Origin of the sequence: Bradyrhizobium genosp. SA-4 str. CB756, assembly GCF_000473125.1 — a bacterium.
Taxonomy (GTDB): Bacteria; Pseudomonadota; Alphaproteobacteria; order Rhizobiales; family Xanthobacteraceae; genus Bradyrhizobium; species Bradyrhizobium arachidis.
In genome coordinates, this window is sequence record NZ_KI421499.1 from 1678765 (window position 1) to 1696243 (window position 17479).

A 17479-nucleotide genomic window follows, 5' to 3' on the forward strand; every position below is an offset into this window, starting at 1 on the left:
GTTGCTCAGCCGCGCGAGCGTTTGCGGCCGCTGGCGTGCACGCGGTACCGTGCCGGTTTCCTGCGGGTAACCGAGGGCGTCTCCGCCTCTGTCGCCCGCGCGCTGGCGAAGGATTGCCGCAAACCGTCGATCGACTCGTTGAGCGTTGCGACCTGCTCGGAGAGGCGCTTGGTGTCGGCCTGCTGCGCCGCCATCAGCCGCTTCATGGTCTGGAGCTGGTCCTGCACGACCTGGAGCTGGTCGATCGATTCCTGCTGGGTAGCCTCCAGCCCCTTGGTCTTCTCGACCAGCTGCTCGGACGCCTGGGCCGTGCGGACCTGGAGTTGCCGCGACGCCACCACCCGGTCGGTCTCGGGTGCTGCGCCGGTATAGGCGCGCCACATCGCAATCGAGGTCACGCCGACGATGAGCAGGAGGAGGGCGGCGGCGGTCAGCGCGATAGGCTGGGCGCCGAGCCGAAGGAGAGGGTTTGATGATGTGTTCTCTGCGAGATCGATCATCGCTGACAAAACCCAAATTGAAACTTGGTGAGTGGCGAAGACCGGCAACCCAAGAACGCAGAACAAGAGGCGGCCGGGGATGTCCCGAAAACGTTACGTTTCCGCAAGGAATGGGACCAAAAAGAGGCCGTGTGCCGGAAAACGTAATTATCACAAGCCCGGCGGCTTCCCGTGACCGGGATCGGTGTGCCAAAAAAAATACCCGCCCACGCCGAATTCGGCATGAGCGGGTATTGAGGTACGATGAGCGATCCGGGGACGGCCCCGTGTTCATGCAACGAATCCGCTAGGGACGGGCAGCCTTCATCGAAGGCTGAATCGTCATGCGATAGGCGATGAACGCGCTGCCGTCGAAGGTCTCCACGACCTCGTCACAGGCGGGACAGCGGTACTCGCCCTTGTTGGCCGGCGGTGTCGACAGTTCCAGTCGCCGAAAGCCGGCCCCGCACGCGGAACACGTCACGTCGTTCTTTTTCATAGTAGCCCCGTAGAAATACTGGTGCGGCTTCCTAGCACGGGGTTGGCGCGAAAACAGTGCGCTCTATGACAGAAACATAAAAGTTGATCGGGATTGCCGGTCGCCGGTTAGGGCTCATGGCTGGAACGGCGCAAACGGACCGGAATAGGTCTTCGATCGCGGCGCGGCGTAGGGCCCGAGCCGCGACGTCTGCAGTCCGAGCCGCACCAATCCTTCCGCCAGCGTCACGGCCGCTGCGACGCCGTCGATCACGGGGAGGCCGTGCGTGGCGGCGAGTTCAGCGGCGAAGTCGGCCATGCCGGCACAGCCGAGCACGATGGCCTCGGCACGATCGTCGCGGATCGCGGCGGTGATCTCCGCGGAGATTTTTCCAAGCGCATCAGTGTTGCGCTCCTCGAGTGCGAGCACCGGCACCTCGGCTGCGCGGACGCGGGCGCAGCGCTCGGCGAGGCCGTATTTCCGTAAGTTATGCTCGATCGGAACGATGGAGACACCGAGCGTCGTCACCACGGCAAAGCGCGCTGCGATCAGGCTCGCCATGTGGAAGCCGGCTTCGCCGATGCCGATCACCGGCGTCTTTGCGGCCGCACGCGCAGCGTCGATGCCGGTGTCATCGAAGCAGGCGATGATGTGCGCATCCGCACCGTCGCGGTCGGCCTCGCGGATGCAGCCGAGCATGCCGGGCACCGCAAATGCCTCGTCGTAAAAGCCTTCGATCGAGACCGGGCCCATCGACGGCTGGCGCGCATCGATCACGGTGTCGGGCAGCGCAACGCTGCGCGCCGCAGCGGCGATCTTCGCCGTCATCGACGCGGTCGTGTTGGGATTGACGATGTGCAGCCGCATCGCGATCAGACGAGCCCTTTGCCAGCGTCCGAGCCCTTGGCCGCCTGCCGCTTGTTGAGCATGTGGATGGTGCCGAGCGCAAGCGCGATCACCGCGAACGACACCGCCGAGATCACGGTGCCGAGCGCGTAGATGTCGGGCTTGGTCACGGTGGTGGTGAGGCCCTGCAGATCGAGCGGCAGCGTATTCACCGGGCCGATCGCCTGGCTGGAGCGGGCGAGCTCGTCCCAGGACAGCGTGAAGCCAAACAGGCCGATGCCGATCACCGACGGCAGGATGATCGGCAGCACGACGTAGCGGAAGGTCTGCCACGGCGTCGCGCCGAGGTCGCGCGCGGCTTCCTCGAGGCGCGGGTCGAAGCGGTTGAAGATCGCGAACATGATGAGCAGGCCGAACGGCAACGTCCAGGTCAGGTGCGCGCCGAGACCCGAGGTGAGTAGGCCCATCGAGGTCTCGAAATTCTCGTTCCAATGCGCCTTGATCAGATCGTCGATGATGCGGAATTCCAGGGAGATGCCGAGCGAGGTGATGATCGAGGGCACGATGAGGCTCGCGATCGCCGAGTAGAACAGGATGCTTTGCGCCCTGAATTTCCTGCGGAACGCCATGCCGGCGGCAACCGACAGCACGACGGTGACGGCCATCACCACGAGGCCGAGCAGCAGCGAGCGGCGGAAGGCGGCGCCGAGATCGACGATGCCGGTGCCCTCGAACAGCTTTGCAAGCCAGAAGGTCGAGACGCCGTTCATCGGAAAGGTGAGGCCGCCCTGCGGCCCCTGGAACGACAGCACGTAGATCGCGATCATCGGCCCGTAGAGGAACAGCACATAGGCCGCGAAGAAGATCGCGAGCACGTAGAAAGAGCGCGCGCGTCCTTCCTTCATCACAGCTCCTTCCGGATGTCGACGATGCGCGACATCATGGTGATGATCAGGAAAGTGATTGCGAGCAGGATTACGGCATTCGCCGCCGCTGCCGGGAATTGCAGCGCGTTCAGCCGCGTCTCGATGATCTTGCCGGCGGCGGCGATCTGCTGGCCGCCCATCACGCCGATGGTGATGAAGTCGCCCATCACGATGGTGATGACGAAGATCGAGCCGATCACGATGCCGGGTTTTGCAAGGGGAATGATGACATTGACCAGCGTCTGGAGGCCGGTGGCGCCGGCGTCATAGGCGGCCTCGATCAGCGACTTGTCGATGCGGATCATCGAATTGAAGATCGGCACCACCATGAAGAAGGTGAAGAGGTGGACGAGCGCGAGCACGACGGAGAATTCGGAGAACAGCAGCCATTCCACGGGGTGGTTGACCAGGCCGGTCTTGATCAGGCCGGAGTTGACGAGACCGTTGCGGCCGAGCAGCGGGATCCAGGCGATCATGCGGATGACGTTGGAGGTCCAGAACGGGATCGTGCAGAGCAACGACAATCCCATCTGCCAGGTCTTGGACTTGACGTGGAAGGCGAGGAAATAGGCGACCCAGAAGCCGATGAAGAGCGTGATCGCCCACACCAGGAAGCACAGCTTCAGCGTCTTCAGATAGGTCTTGCCGATGGTGCAGAGATCGGGGAGCTGCGCGATGCAGCCCTCGAACGTGTCGGTGTAGCCGCGGCCCGAGAAGGCCGGGAGCAGCTGATATTCGTTGTAGTCCCAGAACGAGACGATGACGACGAAGACGAGTGGAATGAGGAAGAAGGCAAGAAACACCAGCATCATCGGCCCGGCCTGGAGCCAGGAGATGAAGGAGGGCGACAGCCGCGTCGCTTTTGCGGCGCGCGCCGTGCCCGACCCCGGGATCAAGCCCGGGGTTGCCTGTTGCAAAACCTCTTCCGACATGTCCGTCACGCCGCGATGAACTCGTTCCACTTGCGGACCATGTAGTCGTTCTCGTCCATCACCGCGTTCCAGCACGCGACCGCGCCCATGCGATCTTCATAGGAGCCACCGTCGCGCACCGCGCCGGCCTTTTCGAGCAGCGAGCCGTCGGGCGCCTTGATGTCCTTCTCGGCCGGCTTGCCTTCCATCCAGTACGCCCACTCATACGGCTCCATATGCGCCTTCGCGGTGGAGAGCACAGCGGAGTAGTAGCCCTGGCGGTTGAGATAGGCGCCGGCATAGCCGGACAGGAACCAGTTGACGAACTCATAGGCCCAGTCGAGCTTCGCGCCCGACACGCCCTTCGACACGCAGAAGCCCGAGGCCCAGGAGCGATAGCCTTCCTTCAGCGGCTGGAAGGTGCAGGCGATCCCCATCGAGCGCACCTTCGTCACCGCCGGCGACCACATCGACTGGATGACCGTTTCGCCCGAAGCCATCAGGTTGACGCTCTCGTTGAAGTCCTTCCAGAAGGCACGGAACTGGCCGGCCTTCTTCGCCTCGGTCATCACCTTCATGGTGAGATCGATCTCTTCCTTGGTCATGTTGCCCTTGTCGGCATATTTGTATTTACCGCTGGCTTCCACGACCATCGCGGCATCCATGATGCCGATCGAGGGGATGTTGAGGATCGAGGCCTTGCCCTTGAACTCGGGGTTGAGCAGCTCGGCCCAGGTGCTGATCGGACGCTTGATCAAATCGGGGCGGATGCCGAGGGTGTCGGCATTGTAGACGGTCGGGATCAGCGTGACGAATTCGGTCGCCGACGTCGCGAACTTCTTGGAGTCCTTGCCTTCGAGATAGAGCACCTTCCACGGCGCGGTGCCCTGGCCACCGATCTTCTTACCGCCGGGCGTCTCGCCCTTGGTGAAGACCGGCGTGATGTTGTCGAATTCCTTGATCTTCTTGGCGTCGAGGGCAAGGATGTTGCCCGACGGCACGATCTTCTTCAGCGAGAAATATTCGGTGTCCAGCACGTCGAAGGAGTTCGGCTGGGTCATCACGCGCTTGGTCACGTCGTCGGTGGTCGCGGTGATGTATTCGATCTTGATGCCGGTGTCCTTCAGGCACTGCTTGGAGATGTCGTCGCCCTCGTTCACGGCGGTGCCGAGATAGCGCAGCACCTTCGGCTCGGCCGAATGCACATAGGGAAAACCGGTGATCGCGCCGGAGCCGGCGGCAAGGCCGGCGAGACCCGCGCTGCCCTTGAGCAGGGTGCGGCGGCTAAAACCCTTCTTGGTCGTCTCGGTCATATCAGTCACTCCTCTGTTGCGCATTCCACTGATTGATCGGCGCTATTGCAGGCGCTGCGCCTTGGCGGGATCCCAGGTGGCCAGCACGCGATCGCCCGGACGGAACGGGTGAACGTCGAAGGTGGCTTCCGGAACGTGGGAGAACAGGGCGGTGCCGTCGTCGAGCGTGAGCGAGACGGCGATGTAGGAGCCCTGGTACTCGGTCTGGGTCAGCAGCGCCGGCGCGCCGAACGCGCCGTCGGCGAACGGCACGATGCCGAGCTGATCGGCGCGCACGGCGATGAGGTTGCCGGCGTCGCTGAGGACGTTGTGGCCGCCGATGAAGCGCGCCACGAATTCGGTGCGGGGATGGTGGAAGATGTCGCGGGCCGGGCCCTGCTGCTCGATCCTGCCGTGGTTCATCACCACGATGTGGTCGGCGAGCGCCATCGCCTCCTCCTGGCCGTGGGTGACCTGGATGAAGCTGATGCCGAGCTCGCGCTGGAGGCGCCTGAGCTCGCCACGCATCTTGACCCGCAGGAACGGGTCGAGCGCTGAGAGCGGCTCGTCGAGCAGCAGGATCTGCGGCTCGGTGATCAGCGCGCGGGCGAGCGCCACGCGCTGCTGCTGGCCGCCGGAGAGCTGCGCCGGCAGCCGGCCGGCATAGGGGCTCATGGCCACGAGCTCGAGCAGCTCGCCTGCGCGCTTGTGCCGCGTCGCGCGATCGACGCCGCGCATTTTCAGGGCAAACGCCACGTTGTCGAGCACGGTCAGGTGCGGAAACAGCGCGTAGGACTGGAACATCATCGCCGTGCCGCGCTTGGCGGGCTCGAGATCAGTGACGTTCTGCGCGCCGAGAATGATGTCGCCCGCGCTGACCGCCTCATGGCCTGCGATCATGCGCAAGGTCGAGGTCTTGCCGCAGCCGGAGGGGCCGAGCAGGCAGCAATAGGTGCCGGCCGGGATCTTCAGGTTGACGTTGTCGACCGCCAGCGTCGTGTCGTAGCGCTTGGTGACGGCGACCAGTTCGAGAGCGGCGGGAGTGGCCATGGCGTGTCCAGGGGGAGGGCGATGCTTTCCGCCTCTCTCCGCAAGGTCCGTGCCAACAGGCTTCGGTCCGTCAAATCCCAGAAAGTGTGCTGCGGAGTCAGATCGTTAGATCGAATTCGGCGCATCCGGGCTGCCCGGCGCGCGCGCAGCCACCTGCACACAAAACGGGCGCAAATTGTATAAAGTTTCGCCTGTGATTGGATACAGCTCGTCGACTAACATTTGGCCCGATATTCGCCGATCGAGCCCTCAACCCCATGGCTGCCAAGACCCGCCAGAAATCCGACGCGCCAGATGCGAGCGATCGCGTCAGCCGGATCAGGGAAGGCGTGACCGCCGCGATCCTCGAGCATCGCCTGCTGCCGGGCACGAAGCTCGGCGAAGACGAGATCGGCGAGATCTACGGCGCGAGCCGCACGCTGGTGCGCACCGCGCTGCAACAGCTTGCACATGAGGGAATCGTCAACATCGAGAAGAACCGCGGCGCCTTCGTCGCGCGGCCGACGCCGGCCGATGCTCGCGAAGTGTTCGAGGCGCGCCGCCTGATCGAACCGGCGATCGTCGATCATGCGATCGATGCGGCGTCACCGGTCTGGATCGATCGTCTCCAGCAACATCTCGCCGAAGAGCGCGAGGCCGAGCTGCGCGGCGATGCCCGCGCCTCCGTGCGGCTCTCCGGCGAGTTTCACCGGCTTGTTGCCGAGATGAGCGGCCACAGCATCTATCTCGGCTTCCTCAAGGAGCTGATCGCGCGCTCCTCGCTGATCATCCTGCTCTATCGCCGCCACGACACGCCGGCCTGCGGCACCGATCATCACGCCGGCATCGTCGCCGCGATCCGCAAGCGCGACCGGGAGGCCGCGCGGGCGCAGATGTTGTCGCATCTGCGAGAGATCGAGGCCGAGCTGTTCCTGAAGGATCTCGCGGCCGACGAGCTGCGGCTCGTGGACGTGCTTGGCGCCTGAGTCGGACGCGGCCGGACGTCACGCGCGACCTCTTTGATTCAATTGCGGCTGATCGCGCCGATCCCCGTCAACGCAGATAGCAGGGCTGCATCTTGCCGCCATGGTTGTACGTTGACGGAAGCTAAACGTCGGGGTCAACTGCCGACCAGACGTTGCGTGCCTGCCATCGCCCCTCGCGTAGCCCTAGACCTCAGTGGAAGGCTGGATATGTCGGGTTTGAGGATGTCGGCCAAAGTTTTCGCGTTCGCAGCATGGCTTGTCGGCACTGCAATGGGGCTCGGCGGCCCCTCGTCAGCAGCGGCCGAGGACTCCGCGGTGCTGTTCCGCAATGTCCGGATCTTCGACGGCAAGGCCAGCGCGCTCTCGGCGCCATCCAGCGTCCTCGTCAGGAACGGTGCCATCGAGAAGATTGCGACGGGAGACGCGACGGTAGCCGCACAAATCATCGACGGAGGCGGACGCGTTCTGATGCCGGGGCTGATCGACGCGCACTGGCACGCGATGCTGGTGCGTCCGACGCCGATGGCGGCGCTCGCGGGCGACATTGGCTACAACAATCTGGTTGCCGCGAGCGAAGCGACCGCGACGCTGATGCGCGGCTTCACCACCATTCGCGACATGGGCGGGCCGACCTTCGGCCTCAAGCAGGCCATCGACGAGGACCTCGTTGCTGGCCCGCGCATCTATCCATCCGGTGCCATCATCACCATCACTGGCGGACACGGCGATTTCCGCCAGCTCTCCGACCTGCCGCGGACCATCGGCGGCATGCTCAGCCGTATGGAGCAGATCGGCGGCAGCATGGTCGCCGACAGTCCCGACGAGGTGCGCGTCCGCGCCCGCGAGCAGCTGATGCAGGGCGCCTCGCAAGTCAAGCTCACCGCCGGCGGCGGCGTCGCTTCGCCGTTCAGCCCGCTCGACGTCTCCACCTTCACCGAGCCCGAGTTGCGCGCGGCAGTCGAAGCCGCCGACAATTGGGGCACTTACGTTGCGACGCACGCCTACACGCCGGTCGCGATCCAGCGCTCGATCGCGGCCGGCGTGAGATGCATCGAGCACGGTCATCTCATGGACGAGGCGAATGCGAAACTGATCGCAGAGAAGGGCATCTGGCTCAGCACGCAGCCGTTCCTCGATCTGTCCGGTGCCGCTGCGCTCGGGCCTGCGGAGCAGGACAAGATGCGGCAAGTGGTCGCCGGCACCGATCGCGTCTACGCGCTGGCGAAGAAGTACAAGATCAAGACCGCGTTCGGCACCGACGTGCTGTTCTCGCAGGCACTGGCGGAGAAGCAGGGCTCGATGCTGGCTGCGCTGACGCGCTGGTACACGCCGGCCGAAGCACTGGCCATGGCGACCTCGGCCAATGCGGAACTGTTGAGCCTCTCGGGCCTGCGCAATCCCTATCCTGGCAAGCTCGGCGTGGTGGAGGAGGGCGCACTCGCCGATCTCCTGCTCGTCGACGGCAATCCGCTCGACAACATCGCGCTCGTCGAAGATCCGGCGAAGAATTTTGTCGTGATCATGAAGGGCGGCAGGATCTACAAGAACAGTCTTGCACATTGACGCGTATGGCGCGTCTCGCGGCCTTGCGACATTGGAACGCTTCTAGTTGCGATCGTCAGATGCCGGCTTCTTGCGCGGCGAGGTGGATGCAATCTCCGGGATCGCAGGCGGCCTCGCAGGACTTGTCACAATTTCGGGCCGGTCATCGGATGCGTGACTTCTAAGCGTTTCCAGAACCAGGAAGAATTTCTCGGCTAGCATTGAGTCAAGCTCGCTGACGCGTTCATCTCGCTTTCGAGAGCGACGAGATTCGCTGTCAATTCGATCACTTGCCGGGCCCCGCGGCAATTTAATTCGTCGGCGTCAAGCCGATTGTGACAAGCTTTGCCTGACTTTTGCGCCTGAACGTCGTGTGGACGATCATGCGCCGCAGCGTAACGTTACTATTCCTCGCGCACCGCACCCGCTATATGCTGACGTTCTGTCATCTAACTGTCATGTCATCGTAAAATGCTAAAGTCAGACGCAACGCCGGCCCGCAAGACTCCGGGCGCGCCGGATGGGAATCCTGTCCCAAAGGACAACAAGAGAACGCAAGTCGCCGCCGGCTTCCTCAGGCAGATTGATCTGGCCGAGGCCGGCGCGGAACCAAAGACCGTCGAGGGCGCTGTGAGTGATCAGACGCCGTCGCAAGATGCGACGCCCTCGCCGGAGCCAACCCAATCGACTGTCGCCGCGCGCGTCTCGGCCGAGATCGAGCTCAAGCTTCTCGTCGATGCCGAGCGCATGGCGCATTTCAATGCCGCGCCGATCATCGCGAGCAACGCGCGCAACAAGGGGGCACGCAAGCATCTCAAATCGGTCTACTACGACACGCCCGAGCGCGCGCTTCGGAAGAGCGGCCTCAGCTTGCGCGTGCGCCAGAACGGCGCGCGCTTCGTGCAGACCGTGAAGACCGACGCCGCGGACGATCCGCTGCGCCGTGGCGAGTGGGAGGCGAGCGTTCCCTCGCTCGCGCCGGATCTCGCTCTGGCGATGCCTTTCATTCCGGAGAAGCTCCGCGAGCAGCTCGAGACGCAGCCGCTTGAACCCGTCTTCACCGCCGACATCCATCGCCACGCGCGAATGATCGACCTGCCGTCCGGCACCGTCGAGATCGCCTTCGATCAGGGCGAGCTGATTGCCGGCGAGCGGTCGCTGCCGGTGAGCGAGATCGAGCTTGAGCTGAAGAGCGGCAGCGCCAGCACGATCTACGAGATCGCGCTGCGTCTTGCCGAGCACGGCGCGGTGAAGCCGTCGATCCGCAGCAAGTCGGCGCGCGGCTTCGATCTTGCCGCCGACAAGCCGCCGGCGGCGCGCCGGCCGCGCAAGCTTCAGCTCGATCCGTCAGTCACGCTCGACGAGGCCTTCGAGACCATCCTGCGGTCCTGCTTCCACCATTTGCTGCAATCGCTGCCGGCGGCCGAGGACGGTCGCAATCCGGAAGGCGTGCATCAGCTGCGCGTCTCGCTGCGGAGGCTTCGCTCGGCGCTCGATCTGATGGCGTCGGTCGGCGCGCTCAGCAATCTCGATGCGCTGCGGGCTGAAACCAAATGGCTGGCGCAGGACCTTTCGGCTGCGCGCGACTGGGATGTGTTCCAGCTCGACACCTTGCCGACGATCGCCTCGGCCTGTCCTGCGGTCGCCGGCTTCGATACGCTCGGCCGAGCCGCGGCCAGGCGCCAGTCCGAGGCTTATCGCAAAGCGCATCGCGCGCTCGGCGATCGCCGCTGCGCGCTGTTCCTGATCGGCCTCGGCGGCTGGATCGAGACGCGCGGCTGGCGCAACGACGTCGCCGCCGAAGACCTCGGCCAGCTCGCCGAGCCGGCGGTCAATTTCGCGCAGCGCATCCTGTCGGAGCAGCACGCCAAGGTGCTCAAGCGCGGGCGCCGGTTCAAGTCGCTGTCGCCTGAGCAGGTGCACCGGGTGCGGCTCGCGGCCAAGCGGCTGCGCTATCTCAGCGAGTTCCTGCTGCCGCTGTTTGCCGATCGCAAATCCGCCAGGCGCTACTCGCGCCGGCTCGCCGGCCTGCAGGAGGAGCTCGGCGCCTTCAACGACATGGCGGTCACGGCCTCGCTGCTCGATAGGCTCGGTGGCGAGTCCTCCGACAGCGCCATCGCGGCTGCCGCGATCGCCGGCTGGCAGGCGCGCGCCTCGGTCGGCGTGCAGCCCGCCCTGCAAAGCACGTGGCGCGATTTCACCGCCGCGCGCGTGCCGTGGGTGTCGCAGAACTGATCGCATCCCAAAAAAGTTGCGGCCAGCCATTGGGGGATGGCTGGCCGCGCGCGAACCGGTCTGGGACGGGGAGGGGTGGGGATGTGACCGGGTCGCGTAACTCGTTGTCTCGTTCCTAATCTCGCGCGCTGGCGGTGGAGACCGCCGGCTTGGTGTCGCCCAGCGAGACCCAGACGTTGGGATCGCTCTGCGACTGGCGCTTGACGAAGCGGTAGCCGGTCTCCGTCCAGGCCACGACGTTCTCGTTCTGATTGTCGAGAACGAACTCGCCCTTGTCGGTCTTCACCGTCAGCACCGCGTGTCCTTCGCCCTTCTTGTCGCGCACGACGGTGATGAGCAGGGCCTCGCGCGGCCATCCGGCATCCATCAGCATCTTGCGCTTCAGCAGCACGTAGTCTTCACAGTCGCCGTAGCCGTCGGTCGGCAGCGACCACTTCTCGATCACGCCCCAGTGCTCCTGGTCGGTCAAAGGCTTGACGGTCTCGTTGACCCAGCGATTGACCTTGACGAGGTCGCGCCAAGCCGTCTGCGACATCACGATGTCGCGTGGCTGCGTCGGCCCGCTCTGGCACTGCGCGGCATTGTCCGCACAGAACTCGACCCAGCCGATCGGCGCACGCGTGGTGTCGCCGAGGCTCGCGTAGAGCAGACGGCCTTCGCCGGCCTGCGCTGTCGCGCTGATCCCGAAGAGCATGGCGGCGATCGCCAAGCCTTTCCCCTGTCCCCTGAAGTCCAACATTGCGGCCCCCGTTTCTTGTTGGGACCACGTTTCGCATGGAGCTTTTGAGTTGCCGCTAAGTCGGCCAAGTCAAGTCGAGACGAATGCAAGTAAAACTGGCGGAGAATTCGATCTATACTTGAGCCAAATTCGAATAAAATTTGAGAATACTGCAATTGATTCAAATTTTAGGGATTAACGCGGAAACGCTGGCGGAACCGCCGTTTCCGCGCGCAAGCGCGCCGGCGTTAACCCGCGCTAGGCTGGTCACGCCGCATGAAAAAGGCGGCGTCCGCATCGCGGAGGCCGCCTCTTGGTCTGGAAAAACAGTGGTTTTGGTGCGGTTGCGTTTTACCGCGCGGTAACGCTCTCTTCGAGTGTCTCGGCCGGCTGCTCGTGCATGAACTCCAGCGCGAAGCCGTCTTCGAGGTTGCGGACCACGCGGCCCTGGACCCGGCCGAGGAAAACCGTCGATTTCAGCGGCGGCCGGTTCTCCGCGGCGATCGCCGCGCCGGACAGTGACAGGTCGATGATGCGGCAGGTCATCTTGGTGCCGTCCTCGAGCGTCAGCACCGCGATCGGGTTGCGCGGCACGATACGGTCGTGGCGGCGATCCTCGGGCAGATTGAGAATGTCGCGGTTGGCGAGCCAGGTCAGCTGCGCCGCGAGCTTGTCGCGCTTGCGCGGCGTCGCGCCGATCGTCATGGCAAAGCCATTGTCGATGATGCGGGTGATCTTGCCCTCGACGCGGCCGATATGGTCGAGATAGGCGACCACGCGGTCACCGACATTGCCGATGCCGGGCGCGAGCAGCGCAAGACCCCCCGGCGACATGTTGATCACCTGGCAGGGGAATTCACGGCGGTCCGGCAGCATGTAGCGACCGAGCAGGTGAACCTTCACCCGCTGAAAACGCCGACGTTCCTCGGCGGCCGGAAGAAATTTTTTGTTCGCCAACGCCATTTTCACAACCCGACCCCCCGCCTGGCGGAGTCCGGGACGACCCTAAGGTGCATAGGGTTAATGCCGCGTTAGGATTGCGCGCGGCGATGACGGACAGAAACAATGCGCTCGAAAAGCCACATCAGGGGCGGGCAGGCCAATACTGCGAGCGCGCCGAGGTCGAGCGCGACCGCGGCGGTGCCGGCCGATTTGGCGAGCCGGCCTGCAATGGCCGGCCCCAGCATCATCGCGGCATAGAAGAGCGTGTAGAACACGCCCATCCCGATCGCCCTGGTCTCGGGGGCGAGCACGCGCGCGGCCAGGCTCATGATCGGGCCGGCCGGATGGCCGCCGATCAGGCCAATCAGAACGAGGATGGTGATGACGGCGTCCGATCTCGGTAGCCAGGCCAGCAGCAGGGCCACGACGAGGCTGGCCGCGATCGCCAGTATAAAGGGTCGCTTGAAGCGATCGGCGAGATAGCCGCCGGCCGGCACCGAGATCACCGACAGCCACATCACGACACTGATCGCCGAGCCTGCGGCGGCGATGCTCCAGCCGCGCTCGGCGAGCAGGGACGGGCCGAACGAGAAGATCATGGCGAAGCCGACATTATAGAGGCCCCAGATCGCGCCCGCGACGATCACCGCCAGCAGCGCCAGGGGATCGAGGCGGCCCGAGCCCGCCGGGCCGGCTATTGCTGCGGGCGGCGGCTGGTAGAATGCGATCAGCACAACGCCGATCGCGGTCAGCGCGGCTCCGGCAAGGAATACGCTGCTTGCGCCATAGGCGGTGCCGAGCGCCGGCAATAGCAGCAGAGAGATCCCAACGCCGGCCGGCCAGGAATTGACGAAGATCGCCATGGCGGTGGCGATCTCCTTTCCTGCGAACCAGTCGGCGGCCATCTTGGTGAGCTGCACTGTGAGCAGCACGCCGCCGGCGCCGGAGGTAAGCCGGCCCGCCATCTGCCAGCCCCAGACATCGGTGGCCGCCATGACGAGGCTGCCCACTGTCATCAGCAGCAGCGCGGCAATCGTCGTCGGCTTGTCGCCGAGAAATCGGCCGATCGCGCCGCCCGGCAGCGCCAGGACGATACCGGGGGTGAAATAGAGTCCGATCAGGATGCCGATATCGGCGATGCCGACGCCAAAGCTCTGTTGCAGCAGCGGCGCGACCGCGGCCACGCTTTGGAATTGGAACGCGATGGTGAGGCGAACCAGGAACAGGATCGCAAGAATGCCCCAGCGATTGCGCAACGGCTCATCTCCCCATGCCCCTCAGCCGAGGGTGCGGTCGGGAGAGGCTGGAGTCAACCGGCTGGCTTCCTCGTCGCGCGCCCGTAGAGCAGGCACAGTAATGCCAGCAGCACGGCGGCCGAGAGGCCGAGCGACCAGTGAATGCCGATCGCAGCGCCGAATACGCCGACGGTGATGCCGCTGAAGGCCCGCATGCCGAGCCCAGCCATATTGTAGAGGCCGACGACGCGGCCGCGGATGTCGTGCGGCGCGTTCAGCTGCACCAGTGCCTGCGCCATGGTGTTGAACGACAATTCGAAGAAGCCGGCAAAGAACAGCAGCACGATCGCGAGCGGATAGATCCGCACCGCGGCGAAGCCGAGCAGTGCAACGCTCCAGAGCATCGCGAGCGTGATCGCCGTGCGCGGTGTGCCCTTGAGGCGTCCCCAGGATTCCAGCGCGATGCCGGCGAGCAGCGCGCCGGCGGCATCGGCGGCGAGCAGCACGCTGTAGGAGACGCCGGGATCGCCGTGGCCGAGATCGCCGGCAAAGCCCGGCATCTGCGCGTGATAGGCGTTGCCGATCATGAAGGAGGTGAGGCCGGCAAGCCATGTCATCGCCGTCAGCACCGGCTGGGTGCCGATGGCGCGGATGGTGAGCAGGATGTCGGCGAAGCCGCGCACGGCGAAGCGTCGCACCGCCACGCTGCTGTCGCGGACCGGCGCCCAGAACAGCCACAGCAGCATCGGCAGGTAGAACAGCGTGTTGAAGATGATGCCGTGCGAGGTGCCGAGCGTCAGCATGATGATGCCGCCGACGGCGGGCCCGACCAGGATGCCGAGATAGCGCGCCATCGCGTTCAGCCGCACCGCGCTCGGCAGGTCGGCGGGGCCGACGAGGTCGTAGAGCAACAGCTGGTTCGGTGTTTGCCAAAGGACTCCGGCGCAGCCGTGGATCACCAGCAGCAGCATCGCGTGCCACATCTGGATCGTGTCGGTGATGAAGAAGAAGCCCCAGCCGGCGGAGGCCGCGATGAACAGCAGCATGCCGCACTGGATGATGCGGCGCGGATCGAACCGGTCGGCGAGCCCGCCGACCGCGACCGAGAACAGCAGGAACGGCAGCCAGTGCGAGAGCACCGCAAAGCCGCCCAGCGTTGGCGAGTGGAATTTCTGGAACACCACCCAATAGCTGATCACATGCTCGATATTGTCGGCCATCATCGCCAGCACGTAGGCGATGAACTGGAGCCGGTACGGCACGGACCTCATCGCCGCGAACGATCCGGACGCAGCGACGGGATTTTGGGGCAGGGGGTTCAAGCGATCACCAGGATGGGACTGCTCGGGCCTTACACGTTCGCTGGCGGCCGCTCAAGACAATTGGGTGTGTGGGACATCCACCGTCTCCAGAAACGACCTGACCACCGCCGCAAACTCAACCGGCCTGTCATACGGCAGCCCGTGGCCTGCGTTCGCGATCACCTCATGGCGAAGGCGTGGATTGAGGCAGCTCCCGCGCCGTCTCGACGGAGACAACGCCATTGTCTCCGACGACAAGCAGGCTCGGGGCCGCAATCGCTTGGACCAACTCGCGATAGTCCGGATTCGGCGGCGTGAGAACCTCGAAGGCACGCGTCTCGGTCCGTAGCCGCGCGTCGATGATCAGCTCGAGCAATTCGCCCGACCGGTGCGGTTGCCGCTGCCGTGCTTCGGCCAGCACCTCATCCTTGTCCCGACCGAGCAGCCGCCGATGCTGCTCGGCAACGTCGCTTTCGTAGACTTCGCGCTGGCGCTCGGCGCTGAGGAAGGTTGGGTCGGCAAGGACGACGCCGCGAATGGCCGCGCCCATTCTGCTCGCAACGACAGCCGCCGTCATGCCGCCCATGGAATGGCCGAGCAGCACCGGTGCTTCGAGCCCGAGCATCGCGATGAGCCCAATGACGTCGTCTGCGAGGTCGTGGTACAGATATCCGAGTCGCGGAGCGCTCGACGCGCCGTGGCCCCGCGCGTCCGGCATGATGAGGTCGTAGCGATCCTGGAGCGCGCGGGCCAGTAGCGTCCAGCAGGCGCCGCTTCCGGTCAGTCCATGCAGCGCAATCAGGGCGGGCTTGTTGCCGCCGGTTCGCAGATAATGGATGTCGATGCCATTTGCTGCGCAGGTTCTGCTAGTCCAGCTTGTCATTCAACCGACTGTCAAAGAATCGATCCCGACATCATCTTACGCCAGCGTCTTGACATAGACTGCATAGGGCACGCCCAGAATATCCGGTGCCTCGCCGGTCTTCACAAATCCCATGCGCAGATACATCGGCAGCGCGACGGTCATGATCGGCGTCGTGTGCAGGGCGATGACCTGAGCCTGGTCGCGCTCGGCGCGGCGCAGGCACTCTTCCGTCAGTTGGCGGCCGACGCCCTTGCCGCGCGCGGCGGGATCGACCACCAGCATGCGGATGACCGGCCACGCCGGATCGAAGAACGCAGGCTTCTTCGCTTTCGGCCCGATGTAGGCGACGGCACCGACGATGCGTCCGTCATCTTCGGCGACGATGATCTCGCCGGTCTGGGCAAGCCCCGGCATCTTCGCGACATTGGCGTTAAACAGCGGCCAGTCGGAAAAGTGCGGCTCGAATTCCGCGAATGCGGCGAGCGCGACGCGCACGATCGCTTCGGCATCCGTTGCCTGATAGTCACGCAGCATCGGCGACCCCGTCGCGCAACGTCGCGCCCGCCAGCCGCCGCAGGCCGGGCCGCTCCGGGAGATTGTGCGGCGTCCGGACGTTCCAGACCAATCCGATAGCTTCGAGCAGTCGGATCAGCCACCAGCCCGGATCGATCTGTCCCGGCAACAGTCCCATCTTCGCCGAGCCGGGATAGGCGTGATGGTTGTTGTGCCAGTTCTCGCCCATGCTGATCAGCGCCGCGAGGCGGACATTGTAGCCCTGCGCGCCGACGCCATCGATGATCCAGACCTGCTCGCCCCTGGTGTGGGAGAAATGGCCGACCAGCCAGTGCCCGGTCACGCAGACGCTGACCCGCACGCAAATGCCCCACACCAGCCAGTCCATCCCGCCGATCGCGAAGAACAGCGCGGCCCATGGCAATTGCTGCAACATCCAGGTGCGCTCGACGAAGGCGTAGAAGCGGTCATTGGCCAGTCGCGGCTCCAGCCTGAAGCGAGGGGGATGGCGCAAGACCAGCCGGCAGTGCAATTGCCACCACGCATCGCGCCAGAAGCCGGCGCGGTGGCAGGAATAGTCGTGGCACGCCGCCTGGCGTTGCGCCCAGTCGCGGAAATCGTGCAGGCGGATCATGCCATAAGGGCCGGCCATGCCGACAAGCATGCCGAGATAGACGAGAAGGCGTTCGAGCCAGAACGGACAGTCGAAGCTTGCATGGATCAGCTTGCGATGCATGCCGACGGAATGTCCACAGCACAGCGTGACGGCGCTGGTTGCGAGGAAGAGCACGAACGCCGACCCCGAGAAACAAACCGGTCCGAGGACGATTGCGGCGGCCGTCATGCCCGCGAGCCACAGCGATTTTGCCGGCGCCCATTGCACGTATCCGTCGAGCGGATCGGTGTCTGCCGTGACGAAGATGCGTTCGGAGCCCGGTCGCACGTCCATGGTCTGATCCCAGCCGAAGCAGGCCGCGCTCCGGCGCAAGCAGCCTGCGGACACAACTGCGGCGTGTCAACGCCTATCTCGGCGGAGACCGTAGCCCGGATGGAGCGTAGCGCAATCCTGCGGAGCCGGCCCCGCATTCCGCGTTGCTCCATACGGACTACGAGATCAATAGCTTGGCATGACTATTTGCGGTTGCTCATGCTGTCACTATTGACACCTTGCGTTCGGCGCG

The 17479-nt window shown here is 64.8% G+C and carries 17 protein-coding genes; 3 read left to right on the plus strand and 14 right to left on the minus strand.

The window, feature by feature from the left end; genetic code table 11:
- Window positions 1–5: 5 nt before the first annotated feature.
- From BRAGE_RS0108160 to BRAGE_RS0108190, 7 genes are all read right to left on the minus strand, one after another.
- Window positions 6–500 (minus strand): hypothetical protein, encoded by a 495-nt coding sequence (locus tag BRAGE_RS0108160; protein ID WP_027560086.1) that lies wholly within the window; start codon window positions 498–500, stop codon window positions 6–8.
- A 286-nt stretch (window positions 501–786) separates the two neighbouring features.
- A complete protein-coding gene (locus BRAGE_RS0108165; protein WP_027560085.1) occupies window positions 787–978 on the minus strand; it encodes a hypothetical protein in 192 nt (63 codons plus the stop codon).
- 114 nt (window positions 979–1092) lie between these two features.
- A complete protein-coding gene (locus tag BRAGE_RS0108170) occupies window positions 1093–1824 on the minus strand; it encodes an aspartate/glutamate racemase family protein (RefSeq protein ID WP_027560084.1) in 732 nt (243 codons plus the stop codon).
- A gap of 5 nt (window positions 1825–1829) precedes the next feature.
- Window positions 1830–2708, minus strand: coding sequence for an ABC transporter permease (locus BRAGE_RS0108175; protein WP_027560083.1), 879 nt, complete (start codon window positions 2706–2708; stop codon window positions 1830–1832).
- Window positions 2708–3661, minus strand: coding sequence for an ABC transporter permease (locus BRAGE_RS0108180; protein WP_084334450.1), 954 nt, complete (start codon window positions 3659–3661; stop codon window positions 2708–2710). Before BRAGE_RS0108180 ends, BRAGE_RS0108175 begins: the two co-directional genes overlap by 1 nt.
- Before the next feature lie 5 nt (window positions 3662–3666).
- Entirely contained in the window at window positions 3667–4953 is a 1287-nt protein-coding gene (locus BRAGE_RS0108185) for an ABC transporter substrate-binding protein (protein WP_027560081.1), read from the minus strand.
- 42 nt (window positions 4954–4995) lie between these two features.
- Window positions 4996–5982: an ABC transporter ATP-binding protein gene (locus BRAGE_RS0108190; protein WP_027560080.1), complete on the minus strand. Its 987-nt coding sequence runs from the start codon at window positions 5980–5982 to the stop codon at window positions 4996–4998.
- A 257-nt stretch (window positions 5983–6239) separates the two neighbouring features.
- On the opposite strand from BRAGE_RS0108190, the gene BRAGE_RS0108195 reads away from it, so the two are divergent.
- The 3 genes from BRAGE_RS0108195 to BRAGE_RS0108205 all read left to right on the plus strand — a co-directional run bounded on the left by BRAGE_RS0108195 (window position 6240) and on the right by BRAGE_RS0108205 (window position 10724).
- On the plus strand, window positions 6240–6947 hold the full coding sequence (locus tag BRAGE_RS0108195; RefSeq protein WP_027560079.1) for a GntR family transcriptional regulator: 708 nt from the start codon (window positions 6240–6242) through the stop codon (window positions 6945–6947).
- 270 nt (window positions 6948–7217) lie between these two features.
- Complete coding sequence (locus tag BRAGE_RS0108200) at window positions 7218–8510, plus strand: metal-dependent hydrolase family protein (protein ID WP_231164390.1); 1293 nt, start codon at window positions 7218–7220, stop codon at window positions 8508–8510.
- Between the two features lie 450 nt (window positions 8511–8960).
- On the plus strand, window positions 8961–10724 hold the full coding sequence (locus tag BRAGE_RS0108205) for a CYTH and CHAD domain-containing protein (RefSeq protein WP_027560077.1): 1764 nt from the start codon (window positions 8961–8963) through the stop codon (window positions 10722–10724).
- A gap of 115 nt (window positions 10725–10839) precedes the next feature.
- On the opposite strand, the gene BRAGE_RS0108210 is transcribed toward BRAGE_RS0108205, so the two are convergent.
- The 7 genes from BRAGE_RS0108210 to BRAGE_RS47985 form a co-directional block, all read right to left on the minus strand.
- On the minus strand, window positions 10840–11463 hold the full coding sequence (locus tag BRAGE_RS0108210; protein WP_027560076.1) for a transglutaminase-like cysteine peptidase: 624 nt from the start codon (window positions 11461–11463) through the stop codon (window positions 10840–10842).
- Window positions 11464–11793: 330 nt separating this feature from the next.
- A complete protein-coding gene (locus tag BRAGE_RS0108215) occupies window positions 11794–12405 on the minus strand; it encodes a PilZ domain-containing protein (RefSeq protein ID WP_027560075.1) in 612 nt (203 codons plus the stop codon).
- A gap of 68 nt (window positions 12406–12473) precedes the next feature.
- Complete coding sequence (locus BRAGE_RS0108220; protein WP_027560074.1) at window positions 12474–13640, minus strand: MFS transporter; 1167 nt, start codon at window positions 13638–13640, stop codon at window positions 12474–12476.
- 53 nt (window positions 13641–13693) lie between these two features.
- Complete coding sequence (locus tag BRAGE_RS0108225) at window positions 13694–14941, minus strand: MFS transporter (RefSeq protein ID WP_027560073.1); 1248 nt, start codon at window positions 14939–14941, stop codon at window positions 13694–13696.
- A gap of 163 nt (window positions 14942–15104) precedes the next feature.
- The gene (locus tag BRAGE_RS47980) at window positions 15105–15803 is read right to left on the minus strand and encodes an alpha/beta fold hydrolase (RefSeq protein ID WP_199820238.1); all 699 of its coding nucleotides are present in this window, start codon (window positions 15801–15803) and stop codon (window positions 15105–15107) included.
- Between the two features lie 36 nt (window positions 15804–15839).
- Window positions 15840–16319, minus strand: coding sequence for a GNAT family N-acetyltransferase (locus BRAGE_RS0108235; protein WP_027560072.1), 480 nt, complete (start codon window positions 16317–16319; stop codon window positions 15840–15842).
- The gene (locus BRAGE_RS47985; RefSeq protein ID WP_051378427.1) at window positions 16309–17247 is read right to left on the minus strand and encodes an acyl-CoA desaturase; all 939 of its coding nucleotides are present in this window, start codon (window positions 17245–17247) and stop codon (window positions 16309–16311) included. Before BRAGE_RS47985 ends, BRAGE_RS0108235 begins: the two co-directional genes overlap by 11 nt.
- Window positions 17248–17479: the final 232 nt, after the last annotated feature.